This is a genomic window from Chloroflexota bacterium (genome assembly GCA_016235055.1).
Lineage (GTDB): Bacteria > Chloroflexota > Anaerolineae > JACRMK01 > JACRMK01 > JACRMK01.
In genome coordinates this window covers 13,095-30,019 of record JACRMK010000095.1, presented here as the reverse complement: position 1 = coordinate 30,019, position 16,925 = coordinate 13,095, and the positions used below count along the sequence as shown (strand labels likewise).

13 protein-coding genes are annotated in these 16,925 nt (G+C 66.7%); 10 read left to right on the top strand and 3 right to left on the bottom strand.

The window, feature by feature from the left end; all coding sequences use genetic code 11:
• Positions 1–159: 159 nt before the first annotated feature.
• The 3 genes from HZB53_21805 to HZB53_21795 form a co-directional block, all read right to left on the bottom strand.
• Positions 160–1,374, bottom strand: coding sequence for a glycosyltransferase family 9 protein (locus tag HZB53_21805; GenBank protein MBI5880295.1), 1,215 nt, complete (start codon positions 1,372–1,374; stop codon positions 160–162).
• Positions 1,364–2,632 carry a glycosyltransferase gene (locus tag HZB53_21800; protein MBI5880294.1) on the bottom strand — a complete coding sequence of 423 codons (1,269 nt, stop codon included), beginning with the start codon at positions 2,630–2,632 and terminating at the stop codon, positions 1,364–1,366. The genes HZB53_21805 and HZB53_21800 overlap by 11 nt, the downstream gene beginning before the upstream one ends.
• A 182-nt stretch (positions 2,633–2,814) precedes the next feature.
• Positions 2,815–3,915 carry a glycosyltransferase family 4 protein gene (locus HZB53_21795; GenBank protein ID MBI5880293.1) on the bottom strand — a complete coding sequence of 367 codons (1,101 nt, stop codon included), beginning with the start codon at positions 3,913–3,915 and terminating at the stop codon, positions 2,815–2,817.
• A gap of 211 nt (positions 3,916–4,126) precedes the next feature.
• Between HZB53_21795 and HZB53_21790 the strand changes: the two genes are divergently transcribed.
• The 10 genes from HZB53_21790 (at position 4,127) to HZB53_21745 (ending at position 16,822) form a co-directional block, all read left to right on the top strand.
• Positions 4,127–4,447: a hypothetical protein gene (locus HZB53_21790; GenBank protein MBI5880292.1), complete on the top strand. Its 321-nt coding sequence runs from the start codon at positions 4,127–4,129 to the stop codon at positions 4,445–4,447.
• A gap of 60 nt (positions 4,448–4,507) precedes the next feature.
• Positions 4,508–4,822 carry a hypothetical protein gene (locus HZB53_21785; GenBank protein MBI5880291.1) on the top strand — a complete coding sequence of 105 codons (315 nt, stop codon included), beginning with the start codon at positions 4,508–4,510 and terminating at the stop codon, positions 4,820–4,822.
• Between the two features lie 221 nt (positions 4,823–5,043).
• On the top strand, positions 5,044–7,515 hold the full coding sequence (locus tag HZB53_21780) for a DUF87 domain-containing protein (protein ID MBI5880290.1): 2,472 nt from the start codon (positions 5,044–5,046) through the stop codon (positions 7,513–7,515).
• 41 nt (positions 7,516–7,556) lie between these two features.
• A complete protein-coding gene (locus HZB53_21775; GenBank protein ID MBI5880289.1) occupies positions 7,557–10,874 on the top strand; it encodes a tetratricopeptide repeat protein in 3,318 nt (1,105 codons plus the stop codon).
• Entirely contained in the window at positions 10,871–11,329 is a 459-nt protein-coding gene (locus HZB53_21770) for a hypothetical protein (protein ID MBI5880288.1), read from the top strand. The genes HZB53_21775 and HZB53_21770 overlap by 4 nt, the downstream gene beginning before the upstream one ends.
• Positions 11,330–11,778: 449 nt before the next feature.
• A complete protein-coding gene (locus HZB53_21765) occupies positions 11,779–12,381 on the top strand; it encodes a superoxide dismutase (GenBank protein MBI5880287.1) in 603 nt (200 codons plus the stop codon).
• 229 nt (positions 12,382–12,610) lie between these two features.
• Positions 12,611–14,113: a catalase gene (locus HZB53_21760; protein MBI5880286.1), complete on the top strand. Its 1,503-nt coding sequence runs from the start codon at positions 12,611–12,613 to the stop codon at positions 14,111–14,113.
• Between the two features lie 200 nt (positions 14,114–14,313).
• On the top strand, positions 14,314–15,240 hold the full coding sequence (locus tag HZB53_21755; protein ID MBI5880285.1) for an MBL fold metallo-hydrolase: 927 nt from the start codon (positions 14,314–14,316) through the stop codon (positions 15,238–15,240).
• Between the two features lie 135 nt (positions 15,241–15,375).
• Positions 15,376–15,846, top strand: a complete 471-nt coding sequence (locus HZB53_21750; GenBank protein ID MBI5880284.1) for a MaoC family dehydratase N-terminal domain-containing protein — start codon at positions 15,376–15,378, stop codon at positions 15,844–15,846.
• Positions 15,847–15,859: 13 nt separating this feature from the next.
• Complete coding sequence (locus HZB53_21745) at positions 15,860–16,822, top strand: MBL fold metallo-hydrolase (GenBank protein MBI5880283.1); 963 nt, start codon at positions 15,860–15,862, stop codon at positions 16,820–16,822.
• Positions 16,823–16,925 lie beyond the last annotated feature (103 nt).

Sequence of the window (16,925 nt, the reverse complement as noted above, 5' to 3'; positions counted from 1 at the left end):
CCGCATGGGGTGCGGCGCGGCGTCGGGGTGTTTCGTTTTCAGCAGAAACAGGACGGCACACGGAAACGCCTTTGCTATCACTGTCGGGCATTATACCACTAGTGGTTTGACCAATTAATACTGCGAGTAGCCGGGTTGGTGGCCTGGGGTTGGATCTGTTTACCTGAGAAGCCGTGCGGCCGCATCCAGCACAGCGCGCTCGCCGATCAGCCGCACGCACGGGTGCGCTGAGGTCTCGGCGTCCATGTAGTCCAGCCGGTTGCACGGCACGCACGCCAGTGGCACGGTCAGCACGATATGCCGCGCCGGGTCGCCCCACGGCCCGAACGTCCGCGCCGACACCGGCCCGAACAGGTGCGCGCCCGGCGTGCCCGCCGCCGTCGCCAGGTGCATCGGCCCGTTGTCGGTGCCGATCGCGATGGCGGCGCGCGCCAGCACCGCCGCCAGTTGCCCGAGCGTCGTCTGCCCGGCCAGCGACACGAGCGGCGATTCGGACTGCGCGGCGATCTGCGCCGCCAGCGCTCGCTCGGACTCGCCCGCGCCGACGATCACAACGCGCAGGCCAAACTGCGCATGCAGCGCATCGGCCACGCGCGCGAAGCCTTCCAGCCGCCAGAGCTTGACCGCCGCGCCGCTGCCCGGCGCCAGCGCCGCGAAGCGCACCCCCTCGCCGATGCCGTGTGTCGCCAGCAGGGCGCGCGCCGCATCCACGTCGGCCGCGTCGGGCCGGAACTCCAGCGGCAGCTCGGCAGGCACAGCGGCCGGCTCCGGCAGGCGCGCCAGCCGCGCCGCCAGCCGCAGGTTCTGCGCCACCTCGTGCCGGCCCGGCGCGTATGGCACGCGCTCCGTCAGGAACGGCGCGACTTCCGGCACCGCATAGCCGATCCGGCGCGGGATGCCCGCCAGCGCCGCCAGCCACGCGCCCCACCAATGGTCGAAGCGCAGGATGACCGCCGTGTCGTAGCGGCCGCCGCGCACGATGCGCGCCGCCGCGCGCAGGGTGGCGTACGGTGCGAACGGCGAGCCTTTTGGCTTGCGCGCAAAGCCGGGGAACTCCAGCGTCTCGATCGCGTCGAGGTACGGGCTGTTGGCGATGGCCGGCTTGCCCCACGGCCCGACCAGCGCGGTCAACTGCGCGTCGGGCAGTTGCGCGCGCAGCCAGCGCAGCGCCGGCGTTACGAACAGCATGTCGCCGAGGTGATCGGGCCGCACCAGCAGGACGCGGCGCGGCGGCTGGATATTCAGCCACCTGCTGCGGGCGCGCAGCGGCAGCCCGAGCGCGCGCAGAAGCCAGAGCCGCAGCGGCCGCCGGAACGTCGGCGGGTCGCTCTTCGGCGTCGGCGTTATCGCCGGCAGAACGGGGTCAGGAAACATACAGCTGCTCCAGCAGCGGCCCGATCGTGCGCCAGTCGTAGCGCTCGACCGCCAGTTGGCGTGCATGCGCGCCGATCTGCCGCCGTAGATCCGCGTCGCCCAGTAGCCGCAGCACCGCCGCCGCGAAGTCGCGCGGCGTGTCGGCAATCAACAGTTCGCGCCCATCCTGCGCGCCGATGCCCGACGCGCCGAACGTCGTCGCCACGATCGGCGCGGCCATCGCCATCGCCTGCAGGACCTTGAAGCGCGTGCCGCCGCCCATGCGCAGCGGCGCGACATAGACCGCCGCTTGCGCGATGTACGGCTTCACATCATCCACGCGGCCGGTCAGCGTCACGTCGGCGCGCCCGGTCAGTGCCGCCAGCCGCGCGTGCGGCTGCTGCCCGACGATCACGAAGCGCGCCGCTGGCGCTTGCGCGCGCACCAGCGGCATGATCTCATCGGCGAACCAGAGTGCGGCGTCCACGTTCGGGCGATAGTCCATCTTGCCGGTGAAGACGAGCGATTCGCCTGGTCGTGCCCTGAGCGTGTCGAAGGGCAATTCACGCGTTGGCGCTTCGACCCCGTCTGCGCGGGGCGGTACGGCAGGTTCAACGCCCGGCGCGTACTCGTCGGTGTCCACGCCGTTCGGCACCACCACGATCTCGCGCGCCGACGCGATCTGCCTCAGCGCGGCCGCGTCGACGTCGGAGACCGCCGCCGCCGCATCGTGCGCCAGCAGGACGCGCCGCTCGTACGCCGCCAGCTTCGCCCACTGCACGAGCGAGTAGAGCGCCGCATGCCAGCGCGCCGGGCGCCAGCGGTCGGCCTCGTACGCACTGCGCTGCAGGACATACTCGGCGTTGTGGTCGTCGAAGACGGTGCGGGCGCGCACGCCGTCGGACTTCAACTGCATCGTGTACCCCGCCATCTCGATCCCTTCGGCCTGGATCACGTCGAAGCCGCCAGCCACCATCTCCCGCGCGGCGGCGAGCATCGCATCGGACGCCAGCCGCAGCGCCATGTCCGGCTGCGGCGCGAGCAGTGAGTCGCGCGCGCGGACGCTCAGCGGGCGCGGCGGCGGCGCGGGCACGGTGCGGATCGTCTCGCACAGGCCGTGCAGCGGTGAATCCGGCGTCAGTTCATCGCCCGCCTGTATGAACGACAGCAGGGAGACGCGGTGCCGCCGGCTCAGTTCGCGCAGGATGTAATAGTTCCGCAGGGTCGTGCCTTGCAGGGGCGGGTACGGCAACTGCGGCGTTAAGAGCAAGATACGCATCGAGTGAAATCCCAAAACCCAAACTCCAAATCCCAAAATGGGAAACTACCAACTCCCAAAAACCAACTTCCAATAACCAACGTCCAAGCACAGAAGCGAGCCGGTTTTCACGAGACGGGTGGCTTTGTCATTCGTCATCCAGTCATCTCTTCATCCTGTCACCTTGTCACCCCGTCATCCCCTCATCCCGTCACCGCTTTGCGGTACACCGCCAGTGTCTCGCTTGCCGCGCGGTCCCACGAGAACACCGCCGCGCGCGCCAGGCTGCGCGCCCGCATCGACACGTGCCAGTCCGCGTCGTCGAGCGCGCGGCGGAGCGCATCGCGCCACGCGGGTTCGTCGTCCGGAGGCAGCGCCAGTCCCGCATCGCCCGCGATCTCCGGCAGTGACGAGATATTAGAGACGATCACCGGCGCACCGCACGCCATCGCCTCCACGACCGGCAGGCCGAAACCCTCGTAGCGGCTCGGCATCGCAAAGGCGTGCGCGGCGTTGTAGAGCGCGGCCAGTTCGTCCGCCGGCACCGGCCCCAAGAAGCGCACACACGCGCCGAGCGTGTCGGCCAGCGCGAAGACGTCGTCGGCCAGCCAGCCGCGCCGCCCGGCGATCACCAATGTCGCGCCGGCATCACCGAGCGCGGCGAACGCGCGCAGCAGCAGCGGCAGGTTTTTGCGCGGCTCGATCGTGCCGACCGCGAGGATAAACGGCCCCGACAGGCTGTGCTTCGCCAGCACCGGCGCGATCGCTGCTTCATCGAGTGAGCGGTAGGCCGGGTCGGCCGCCTCGTGAATGACTGTGATCTTCGCCGCGTCCACGGCGAGCAGTTCGAGCATGTCGGCGCGCGTTGCCTCCGACACGGCGATGATCTGTTCGGCGCTACGCACCGCGCGGTCGATCTGCCCGTAGTAGCGCGCGCTCTCCGCCGTCAGCAGTTCCGGGTAGATCCGGAACGCCAGATCGTGCACGGTGATGACGGCCGGGCAGGCGCGATGGAACGGCGGGATGAAGTCCGGGCAGTGCAGGAGATCGAGCCGCGCCGCGGCGACCTCGACAGGCAACACCCACTGCTCCCAGCGGTGATGCGGCGGCGTGAACAGTGGGCGCGCGCGCATCCCCGGCCTCGGCGGCACGAGCGACGCCGGATCGTCGGCACGGTGATGCAGGACGACCAGTTCGTCGCCGTCCAGTTGCCGCGCCAGCGCGCCCGCCAGCCGCAGCGTGTACTGCGCGATGCCGCCCTCGCGCCGGTAGTGCGCCATGCGCGCGTCGATGCCGATTCGCATGGCTCGATTATACCTAGTGGCGGGGGGCGTGCCAATCGGCGATAGACCTACGGCGCGCCCACGAGTCTCCGCGTTGGCGTTTCCTCAAAGCCGCTGTAGACTGCTGTCACACTTCCGCATTGCTCCCCGCACCTGAGTTCGGAATCACCCAGGGAAGTGATTATCCGACGAGCGCCTCCCCGGCGTTCCATTCTCGAAAGGAGAATTGACAATGGCGAACTTTGTTTTGATCTATATGGGCGGCAGCCAGCCGGCATCTGAAGCAGAGGGAAAGGCCGTGATGGCTGACTGGACGGCGTGGTTCGGCAAGCTCGGCAGCAGCGTCGTGGACGGCGGCAACCCGTTCACCCCGGTGGCCAAGATGATCGGTCCCGACGGCGCCGTGTCCGACATCCCCGCTAACATGCTGGTGACCGGCTACTCGGTGATCAAGGCCGGGTCGTTGAACGAGGCGGTCGAGCTGTCGAAGGGCTGCCCGCAGCTCAAGGCCGGCGGCAGCATCGGCGTCTTCGAGATATTCCCCGTCATGTAGGTGCGGCGCGCCGGGTCATTGGTCTGTCCGGATGCTATTTGCTCGAAAGGAGAATTGACAATGGCGAACTTCATGTTGCTCTACGGTGGCGGCGGCATGCCTGAAGGTGAGGCTGAACAGAAAGCCGTCATGGCGAAATGGATGGAGTGGTACGGCAACCTCGGCAGCCAGGTGGTTGATGCTGGCAATCCGTTCACCCCAGCGGCAAAGACCATCACCGCAAATGGCAAGGTGAATGACAGTCCGCCGACGGCGTTCGGCTACACGATTATCAAAGCGGATTCGCTCGACGCGGCGACGGAAGCCGCGAAGGGTTGCCCCATCTTGACGAGCGGGGGGCAAATCACAGTCAACGAGATTATTCCCTACATGTAGGCGCGTCGCACCAACGGCGCTCGACGACGGCTATCGGCTTTCGGCGAAAGGCTCGCGCATAGCGGGTCTTTCGCTTTCTCCGAACCCCGACTCCCCCGTCATCTTGTCACCCCGTCACCCTGTCATCCTTTCATCTCATCACCCGGTCACCTTGTCATCCCGTCATTTTATCAGCCCAGCGCGCCTTTGCGCGCCTCCCGACAGTTTGCTACAATCCTCGCATGTCGATCGACCTGCCCGCCAGCTTCTACCTCGGAAAGAGGTACGATCCGGCGACCAGCCGCCTGCTCGACGAGCCGCTCAACTACACCGCGCGCGACCTGACCACGCACGCCGTCATCATCGGCATGACCGGCAGCGGCAAGACCGGACTCGGCATCAATCTACTGGAGGAGGCCGCGCTCGACGGCGTGCCCGCGCTGATCATCGACCCCAAGGGCGACCTGACCAACCTGCTGCTCAACTTCCCCGGCCTGCGGCCCGATGACTTCCTGCCGTGGATGGAGCGCGATGCGGAAGGGTCGGCGGTGGCCGAAGCCGAGCGCACCGCCGCGCGCTGGAAAGAGGGGCTGGCGCAGTGGGGCATCGACGGCGAGCGCATGCGCCGTCTGCGCGAGAAGACCGAGTTCACGATCTACACGCCCGGCAGCGAGGCCGGCCGCGCCGTCAACGTGCTCGACGCCCTGCGCCGCCCGTCCGGCAACCCGGACGACGACGCCGAGGCGCTGCGTGACAAGGTGCAGGGCATCGTCTCGGCGTTGCTCGGCCTGATCGGCATCGAAGCCGACCCGCTGCGCAGCCGCGAGCATATCCTGCTCTCGCACCTGGTCGAGAACGCCTGGCGCGCCGGCAAGGACATGGACCTCGGTGCGCTGATCCTCGCCATCCAGGATCCGCCGGTGCGCAAGCTCGGCGTGTTCGACCTCGATACGTTCTTCCCGGCCAAAGACCGCTTCGAACTGGCGATGGCGCTCAACGCGATCCTCGCCGCGCCATCGTTCGCGCCGTGGCTGGCCGGCGATCCGTTCGACGTGGACGCCTTCCTGCGCGCGCCGGACGGCAAGCCGCGCCACGCCATCTTCTATGTTGCGCACCTGAGCGATGCCGAGCGCGCGTTCTTTATTGCGCTGCTGCTGCAGCAGGTGCGCGCCTGGATGCGCGTGCAGCCCGGCTCGACGGCCCTGCGCGCCCTGCTCTACATCGACGAGATGTTCGGCGTCCTGCCGCCCTACCCGCACAACCCGCCGACCAAGACGCCGCTGCTCTACCTGCTCAAGAACGCGCGCGCCTTCGGGCTCGGCCTGACGCTCGTCACGCAGAACCCAATCGACCTCGACTACAAGGCGCTGACCAACGCCGGCACCTGGTTCATCGGCAAACTGCAAACGCAGTACGACAAGGCGCGCCTGCTCGACGGCCTGCAGACAGTGGCGGGCGAATCGGGCGCGGCGCTCGACCGCGACGGGCTGAACGACCTGATCGGAGCGCTCGCGCCGCGCGTCTTCCTGTATCACAATGTGCACCAGCCGCCGCCCGTGCCGTTCCAGTCGCGCTGGGCGATGTCGTACCTGAAAGGCCCACTGACGCGCCCGCAGATCCGCACATTGATGCGCGGCGACGAGACCGCGCGCGCGACCGTGGCGAGCGAGTCGCCGCCCGGCCTATCGGCCATCCCGCAATTGTCGCCGGACATCGCGCAGTACTACCTGCCGCTGCCGCCCGCTATGCCAGTGGAGGTGCCCTTCGACAAGCTCAAGGCACGTCCGGGCGCTGAGCTTGCCGTACCGCCCACCCCCGCAAACTACGCGGGGCGAGTCGCAGACGGGGTCGAAGCGCCGCTCGCCGGACCAGTCGCAGCGCCGCTGTTCAAGCCCTACCTGCTCGGCATGGCGACGATCACGTTCGATGACCGGCGCACCGGCACGCGCCACAGCGTGAACCGCGCCCGGCTGCTGCCGCCGGTTGATAACGGTACGCCGCCCGACTGGGCCGGCGGCTTCGACGTGCCGGTGGCGCGCGCCGAACTGCAGACCGCGCCGCCCGCTGGCGCGCGCTTTGCTGAACTGCCGGGCGGGCTGGCCAACGCGCGCAAGCTGGCCGCCGCGCAGAAGGCGTTCGTGCAGTACCTGTACCGCGAGACGCGCATCACCGTGCGGCAGAACCGCACGCTGAAGATCGTGGAAGACCCCGGCGCCAATGGCGGCGAGTTCCGCCAGCGCTGCGCCGACGCGGCGCGCGTCGCGCTCGCCACAGACGAACAGAAGATCAAGGACAAATACTCGCGGCAGCTCGACAAGCTGGCGGCGCGCCTGCAAAAAGAGCAGGCCGATCTCTCGTCCGACGAGAAAGAGCTTGAAGCGCGCAAGCACGAAGAGCTGTGGACCAATATCGAGTCGTTCGCGTCGTTCTTCGGCCTGGGCCGCACCTACCGGCCGCTGTCCACCGCCTCGCGCCGCCGCCGCATGACCGAGCAGACCGCCTCCGACCTCGATACGACGCGCGACACGATCGCCGGCCTGGAACGGCAACTGGCCGAATTGCGCCAGTCGATGGATGGCGACCTGCTGGCGGCGCGCCAGCGCTGGATCGCTGCACAGGACGACATTGTGGAGCTTACGCTTGTGCCGCGCAAGAGCGACATCGCCGTCGACGTGTTCGGTATCGCCTGGCGCGCGAACCCGCCCGCCGCGTAAGCGCCACCGTACGGGCGTTCTAGCACTGTACGGGCGTTCAATTGAACGCCCCCTACCGTTGGAGCATCAACGTCGTGATCGGCACCACACTGCTCAACCGCTACCGCATCGATGCCGAGCTAGGCCATGGCGGCATGGGACTGGTCTATCGCGGCCACGACCTCTGGCTCGACCGCCCGGTCGCCGTCAAGGTCATTAACCGTCCCGGACTGGACGACGAGCACCACGCGCGCCTGCGGCGCGAGGCGCGCGCGGCCGCGAAGCTCAACCACCCGAACATCATCTCCGTCTTCGACATCAACGAGTCCGGCGGTATGCCGTTCATCGTCATGGAGTTGCTGGACGGCCAGACGCTGCGCGAGGCGGGGCCGTTTTCGCTGGCGCAGGTCATGCAGATCGCCGGCCAGTTGTGCAACGCGCTGGAGCACGCGCACACGCGCGGCATCGTGCACCGCGACCTCAAGCCGGAAAACGTGATGCTGGTGCAGGTATCCGGCCGCCCGTCGGTCAAGCTGATGGACCTCGGCCTGGCGCTGGCGCGCGGCGCGCCCAGCATCACGGGCGCGGACGCCGTGGTAGGCACCGCACTGTACATGGCGCCGGAGCAGTCGCAGGGCCAGAATGTCGACGGCCGCGCCGACCTGTACGCGCTCGGCGTGATGCTCTTCGAGTTGTGCACCGGGCGCCGCCCGTATAACGGCGACGATGTGGTCGCGGTGCTGATGCAGCACTGGACCGCGCCCATTCCTTCCCTGACGCAGGCCAATCCCGCCATCTCCCCCGCGCTCGAATCGGTTGTCCAGAAGCTGCTGGCGAAGAAGCCCGAGCACCGCTTCCAGACCGCCGGCGAGGTGTATATGGCGCTGCTCGCCACGCCAGAAGCGGGCAGCGACGCGCTGCTGGCGCCGGTGATGCCGTCCGCGCAAGCGCCCACGCAGATGGCCGTGATGGCCATGGCCACCCTCGCCCCATCCACTGAAATCACATTTGAAGAATGGCCGCTCGACCCGGTGCCGCATGTGCCGGAACTGATCGGCCGCGAATCCGAACTGGCGCGCGGTGAGGCGCGACTGAATGCGAACGGTCTGCTGGTCCTCGAGGGCATGGCCGGGGCCGGCAAGACCACGCTCGGCGCCGCGCTCGCCCGCCGGCAACTGGCGCATGGCCGCGCCGTGCTCTGGGTCAGCCTCGACCCGACTGGCAAGAACAGCGCCGAGGCGATCTACTGGGACGTCGCGGCCTACCTGGCGCGCGACGGCAAGCCCGAGCTCTGGTCATTCCTGCGCGAAGAAGCACGCATGCAGGAATCGCCCGACGCGCGGCCGCGCGACCGCGCTCGCCGGCTGGGGTTGCTGCTGGCCTGCCTGCAGCGCGGCTGCTATACGATTGGCCTCGACAACGTGCATGTCCTGGCGCGCGGCGCGGAGGCAGAGTTCGCGCACCTGTTCGGTGAGCTGCGCAAGCGCATCGAAAACCGGCCCGATGCGCCGCCCGCGCAGCTCATTATCATGGCGCGCGAGCTGGCGCCGGCCATCCGGCAGTTGAGTGATGGCCCGTTCAGTGGTTTCAGCGCCGCCGATGCACTGCGCTACCTCGATGCGCACAGTGTGCAGCTGCCGGCGGGCGCGTTCGAGGCGCTGCATGCCAAGGTCGCCGGCAACCCGCTGCTGCTGCGCCTCTGCCTGCCCGGCCTGCAAGCCCGCTGCGACGATCCGGCCGCGCTGGCGCGTTTCATCGATGGACTGGCCGGCCAGCAGAATGTGCGCGATTTTCTGATCGAGAGCCTGCCGTTGTCCGCCGACGAGCAGCTGGTGGTGGAAGCGCTCGCGGTCTTCAATGCGCCGGCGCCGCGCGACGCCATCGAAGAACTGCTGGCCGACCGCGAGATTGGCGCGCTACATGACATCATCGACCGGCTGGTACGAGCGCACCAGGCAGAGGAATCGCCTGAAACCGGCGACATCGCGCTGCACGCACTGGTGCGCGATTACAGCTATGCGCGCATCGACCGGGCGCGGCGGCTGCAGCTGCATGCGCGCGCGGCGGCGTACTTGCGCGCGCGGCGCGCCCCGCTGGCCACGGCCTATCACTACCGCATGGCACGCGATTATGAGGCCGCCGCCCGCCTGCTGGTGCACGTGGCGCCGGAGTTGATGCGCAGCGGCCGCCTCGATGCGCTGCTGGAACAGATCGCGCCGCTGGAGCGCGAGCAGGTTGGCGACGAGATCTGGCCGGCGCTCTCGACCCTGCGCGGCACCGCATTGTACCGGCGCGGCGCGTACGACGAGGCCGTTGAAGCGTTCAGCGAGGCGCTGCTGCTGGCGGAACCGGCTACCCAGGCCGTATTGCACAATCGGCTTGGCTGGTGCTGGCAGGCGCGCGGGCGCTTCGCCGACGCGCTGGCCGCCTACCACCGGCAGTTGGCGCTGGCCGAATCGTTGTCCGACACCGCGCAGGCGGCCGAGGCGCAGCTCGGCATCGGGCGCGTGCTGTCGCGGCGCGGCGAGTTTGACGATGCCGTCCGGCACCTGCAGGAGGCCGCCCGCATCGGCGAGCGTTCCGGCGACAGCCTGCTCGCGGCGCGCGCGCAAGGCAATCTGGGGCTGGTCTACCAGCAGCGCGGCCGGCTCGACGAGGCGCTTGAAAGCGGCCAGCGCGCGCTCGACGCGTTCCGGCGCGCCCGCCGGGTGGACTACGTGGCCAACGCGCTCGGCAACCTCGGCGTCGTGCATCATGTGCGCCACGAGCACGAGCGCGCCGCTGCGTATTACCAGCAGGCGATCCAGATCTACGAGCAGGTCGGCGACCCCTATTATCTGGTCATGGCGTATAATAATCTCGGCGAGTTGCGGATCGCCCAGGGGCAGCCGCAGGATGCCATCGCCGAACTATCGCGCAGCACGACCCTGGCCGAACAGACTGGCAACGATTACATGCTGGCCGTCGCCTGCGCCAATCTGGCCGAAGCGCACCTGGCGCTCGGCCGTGTGGCGGATGCGCGGGCCGCTGCGATTCGCGCCGTCGATCTGGCGCGCACGGTCGGCGTTCCGCAGCAAGAGGGCATCGCGCGCGCAAAGCTCGGCGAAACGCTGGCCCGCTCCGGGCGCGCTGCGGACGCCGCCAGCGAATTTGAGGCGGCCGTGTCACTGCTGGCACAGGCCGGCAACAAGCCGGAACTCGCACGGGCGCTGCGCGCGTATGGCGAGAGCCTGCTGGCGGGCGATGCCGCGCGCGGACGCGCGCGGTTGAACGAAGCGCGTGCACTGTACGTCGAACTCGGTTCCACCGCGGAAGCTGACAAGCTATCCGCCATTCTATCGGCGTATCCGGAAGCGGAGCGCTCGGGGGGAGAGTCATGAAGCAGCAACCAGCCAAGCAAGACGGTTCGCAGGACTATCACGAACTGGAAGCGGGCGAGAGCCGTGCATGCCGCTTTGACCGGCACGGCCTGACCGTGCACATGCCGTCGCATCCGCGCAAGCGGCGCGTGACGGCGCAGGCGCCGGGCGCTGTGCCGCCGCGCAAAGAAGCGCTCGGCATCAACGTCATTCGCGCGGTGGCGCATCTGACCGTGACGGCCGATGGCGCGCCGGTAACAACGTTCGACCCGCCGTTGACGCTGGTCCTCGACTATACCGCCGCCGACGAGAACGCGGCCGGCGGCACATCACGCTTGAAGGTGTTCTTCTACGATCCCGATACCAGCCTGTGGGCGCACTTCCCGCATCCCACCATCGATACGAGCGCGCGCACCGCGACGGTGACGATCAGCAAACTGCTCGGCGAGCACGACCCCGTCGGCTTCGATTACTGAGTTCGCGCGCGCCAACATCCCGTTCGACACTTCGTGGCACGCAAGAAGATGCCGGCGGCGGGAATTTCCCGCCGCCGGCCTGCGCTTAGCGCGGGGATAAGTATCAGCGGTCGTGCAAACAGGCGCAGACGAGGGCAATTGCCTCCGCGCTTGCCCCGACTGCGCCGAGTGCATTTCACTTCTGGAGCGGTTATTGGGCCAACAAGCCGTCATGCCCGCGAAAGCGGGCATCCAGAGGTGTTGCCCCTGGACTCCCGCTTTCGCGGGAGTGACGATGTGGAGGGCTGACTGGTCGTGCGCCGAATCTCGCCCCCAATCTGAAATACACCCACTGCGCCTCGCGCTTTGGTATATTTTTATGAACTCGACTATACTTAGTGTCGCACCGTACACACGGACCAATAGTGCGTCCCCATCCTGGACGCGCAAACACCAAGGAGAATCCAACTATGGCTCATACGCTTCCCGCGCTTCCCTATGACTTTGCAGCACTCGAACCGACCATCGATACGCAGACGATGCAGATCCACCACGGCAAGCATCATCAGGCGTACGTCACGAATCTGAACGCGGCGCTGGACAAGCACCCCGAACAGCACAATAAGTCGCTCGACGAACTGCTGAAGAATCTGAACGCCGTGCCGGAAGACATCCGCACCGCCGTGCGCAACAACGGCGGCGGCCACTGGAACCACAGCATGTTCTGGCAGATCATGGCCCCAGCCGCAGGCGGCGAGCCGAAGGGCGCGCTGGCCGACGCGATCAAAGCCGCCTTCAGTGACTTCGCGACGTTCAAGACGCAGTTCAAGGCTGCGGGCGTTGGCCGCTTCGGCTCCGGCTGGGCGTGGCTGGTCAGCGACGGTGGCAAGCTCTCAATCGTGAGCACGCCGAACCAGGACAACCCGCTGATGGAAGGCAAGACGGCAATCATGGGCGTCGATGTGTGGGAACACGCCTACTACCTGAAGTACCAGAACCGCCGGCCCGATTATCTTGACGCGTGGTGGAACGTCGTCAACTGGTCCGAAGTCGCCAAGCGCTTCGGCAAATAGACCCTCTTCACTCGCTTTCAAAACGCCGGGCCAACCCGCCCGGCGTTTTTTAGCGGGTGCGCACCCGCCGGAAGCAGCACCATCGCCCGCACGAGTGTGCTTCATCCCGCAACCCCGCGCTCGCCGCGTTGCGACGCGCTTTTACTTTGCTGGTCGATGCGCGTAGAATAAAACATAGGTGCGTCTTGATTCCTGTGCTACCAGTCTACCGATGATCCAGGAGGCAACCATGACTGAGAAGAAACAATTGACCACGGCCCACGGCCAGCCGGTCGCCGACAACCAGAACTCGCTGACCGCCGGCGCGCGCGGGCCGCTGCTGATGCAGGACTATCAGTTGCTGGAGAAGATGGCGACATTCAACCGCGAGCGCGTGCCCGAGCGCGTGGTGCACGCCAAAGGCTCCGGGGCGTTTGGCACCCTCACGATAACCAACGACATCACCCGCTACTCGAAAGCCCGCGTGTTTGCCAAAACCGGCAAGCAAACGCCCTTGCTGATGCGATTCTCCACGGTCGCCGGCGAGCGCGGCGCGGCCGATGCCGAGCGCGACGTGCGCGGCTTCGCGATCAAGTTCTACACTGAAGACGGCAACTGGGACATGGTGGGCAACAATACGCCGGTCTTCTTCATCCGCGACCCGTACAAGTTCGGCGACTTCATCCATACTCAGAAACGCGACCCGCAGACCAATATGCGCAGCGCAACCGCCATGTGGGATTTCTGGTCGCTGTCGCCCGAAAGCCTGCATCAGGTCACGATCCTGTTCAGCGATCGCGGACTGCCGCAGGGCTTCCGCTTCGTGCATGGCTTCAGCAGCCACACCTACAGTTTCATCAACGCGAAGAACGAGCGCTTCTGGGTCAAGCTCCACTTTAAGACCATGCAGGGCATCAAGAATTGGACGAACGCCGAAGCCGAGGCGATCGTCGGCAAGGACCGCGAGAGCTCGCAGCGCGACCTGTTCGAGGCGATCGCGCGCGATGACTTCCCGAAGTGGAAGTTCCAGATGCAGGTGATGCCGGAGGCCGAGGCGGAGACGTACCGCATCAACGCGTTTGACCTGACCAAAGTCTGGCCGCACGCCGACTACCCGCTGATCGATGTCGGCATCCTGGAATTGAACCGCAATCCCGAGAACTACTTCGCCGAGATCGAGCAGGCCGCGTTCGAGCCTTCGAACATCGTGCCGGGCATCGGCTTTTCGCCCGACAAGATGCTCCAGGGGCGCATTATGTCCTATGCGGACGCGCACCGCTACCGCATCGGCGTAAACTATGCTGCTTTGCCGGTCAACCATCCGCACGCGGAAGTCAACACGTATCACCGCGATGGCCACATGCGCTTTGACGGCAACGCCGGCGGCGCGCCGAATTACGAGCCGAATAGCTTTGGCGGACCGGTACAGGACAAGCAATATGCGGAACCGCCGCTCAAGATTTCCGGCGACGCCGACCGCTACGATCATCGCGACGGCAACGACGACTACACGCAGCCCGGCGACCTGTTCCGGCTGATGAATACCAGCCAGAAAGAGCAGCTCTTCGGCAACCTGGCTGAAGCGATGCACGGCGTGCCGGAGCGCATCATCGCCCGCCAGCTCGTGCACTTCTTCAAGGCCGATCCGGCCTACGGGCGCGGCGTGGCCGCCAAGCTTGGCATGGATATGAACAAATACGCTGCCTGGGCGAAGCTGTCCCTGGCCGAACTGGCGGAGAAGACCGCCGCGTAACGCACGAACGCGCTAGCGATCTTCATGGCGCAATCGCGGGGCTGCCGGTGACATGCGGGCAGCCCCGTTCGCTTGCTAGGGCCGGCGGTTAGCTGGCGGCCGCCCCGCATCGCCGCCGCGCCCGCAGCCTGAACCGCGATTGGCGCAGTTGTGAATCTCCGCTATAATTTGCGCGCCGCCTGTCAGCGGCGAAAACAACTATGAGCGGCGAATTTAGAATCACGTTTCACGGAGTGCGGGGCAGTTATCCCTGCCCTAACCCGCGCATGATGCGCGTAGGCGGCAATACTGCCTGCGTCGAAGTGTTGGTGGACGGGCATCTAATCATCATCGATGCCGGCACCGGCATTATCAACCTCGGACGGCAGTTGCTGCAACGCGCCGCCGTGGCCGGCAACGGCCGCCCGACGCCGCTGCACATTACGCTGCTGTTCAGCCACACGCACCACGACCACACGCAGGGCTTCCCGTTCTTCCAGCCCGCCTACCTGGGCGCCAGCACGCTGTACGTCTTCGGGCCGCGTATGCTGCGTGAGAACCTGGAAGAAGCCCTGGCCCGTTCGATGCGGGCCCCCAATTTCCCGGTCGAGATCACGGATCTGCAGTCCACCCGAGTCGTGCGCAATATCGATGAAGCCGAGATGCTGGTACTGTTACCAGGCCAGCCTGCACCCGAAGTGCGCAATATCTATCACGACCCGCTGGATATGCCGCCCGACGCCGTTTCGATCACGCTGCTCAAGAGCTACGCGCACCCGACTACCGGCACGTTCATGTACCGGATCGCCTGGCGAAACAAAAGCGTCGTGTACGCCAGCGACACGGAGAGTTACGTGGGCGGCGATTCGCGATTGATCGCCTTCGCCAAAGGCGCCGACTTGCTGATCCACGATGCGCAGTTCACGCACGAGGAATACGTCGGCATGCCATCGCCGCGCCAGGGCTGGGGCCACAGCACGCCGGACATGGCGATCGCAGTGGCGCAGGCCGCCGGGGTCAACCAACTGGCCCTGTTCCATCACGATCCGCTGCACGAGGACGAGCAGGTCGACGAGATAGGCCGCCAGGCGCGCGCCAGGTTCCCCGGCGCACTGGTCGCCAGCGAGAGGCTGTCGGTCGATATCTAGCCAGCGCCGACGCATGCACCGGACTCCGCATGAGCGATCATGGCGGAGTTTTCGTTTGCGACTGGCGCATTAGGCGAAACGCCGCGCCGCGATTAGAATTGTTGCGCCACAAAGCCACTTTGAGGAGAGCGAGTCATGTCTACCCCGTTCACGCCGCCGCGCGGCCTCTACTTTGACGAGATTGCCGAAGGCTTCCAGATCACCTCGCCGGGCCGTACGATCACCGAGGCCGACGTCGTGTTGTTCGCCGGGCTGTCGGGCGACTACAACCCGCTGCACACCGACGAGGAGTACGCCAAACTGACGATGTTCGGCGGGCGCATCGCCCACGGCCTGCTCATCCTGTCCATCGCCTCCGGGCTGGCGATGCAACTCGGCTTCATGCTCGGCACCGTCGAAGCGTTCCGCGAACTGACCTGGACGTTCCGCAAGCCGGTCGTCGCCGGCGACACGATTCATATCACGGCCACCTGCGCGTCGAAGAAGCCGATCCGCGGCTACGTCGGCGGCTTGGTCACGTTCGACCTGTCCGTCATCAACCAGAAGGGCGACGTCGTGCACAAGGGCGCCTGGACGCTGCTCGTCAAGGGCAAGCCTGCCGCCTAGAACACCGCGCACGATGCCACTTCATAAAATCACACTGCCCACCCCGTTCCCGGTCGGCCCCGTCAACGTCTACCTGGCCGACGGCGACCCGCTGACGCTGATCGACACCGGGCCGCGCACGAGTGAGGCGTTTGACCTGCTGGAGCGTGAACTCGGCGCGCGCGGCTACCGCTATGCGGACATCGAGCGCATCGTCATCACGCACACCCACCCCGACCACTTCGGGCTGGTCGCGCGCATCGCAGAGCGCAGCGGCGCGCGCGTCTGGACGCATCCGTACAACGCCGAGTGGTTCAACGAACTCGACACGGCGATGATGCGGCGCGGGCTGTTCATGCTGCAGGTGTTCAACGAGGCGGGCGTGCCGGAGGAGATCAGCGCCGGCATGACGCGCAGCGGCGCGCGCATGGGCGGCATGTTCACCAGCGTGCCCGTCTCCGACTGGCTCGACGAGGGCGACGTGATCCGCATGGACAACGCCGACTGGCAGGTGCTGCACACGCCCGGTCATGCCAGCGGCCATCTCTCGTTCTACCAGCCGGACTCCAGGCGCATGATCGCCGCCGACCACCTGATCAAGCATATCTCATCGAACCCGCTGATGGAAGCGCCGCGCGACTACGGCCAGCCGCGCGATAAAGCGCTGAAGCTGTACGTCGAGTCGATGCAGCGCGTAGCGCAAATGGATGTGGCGGTCGCCTTCTCCGGCCACGGCGAAGACATCACTGACCATCGCGGGCTGATCGACCAACGGCTGATCTTCCACGAGGCGCGCATGGACCACCTGCTGCACCTGATCGGTGACGGCGAGCGCACCGGCTACCAGCTTAGCCGCGCGCTGTTCCCGCGCCTGTCGGACTTCGAGCTCTTCCTCGGCCTCTCGGAAGTTATCGGTCACCTCGACATCCTCGAAGAGCAAGGGCGCGTCAACGCGGAAAACCGCGACGGCCTGATTCACTACCGGGTCAACGGATAGACAGTCAACGGATGGTTAGCGGATGAACGGATGGGGGCACTCCACTCGCAAAATGACAGCCGCCGGAATGTCAGTTCCGGCGGCTGTTGTGCTTCTTGCGGCG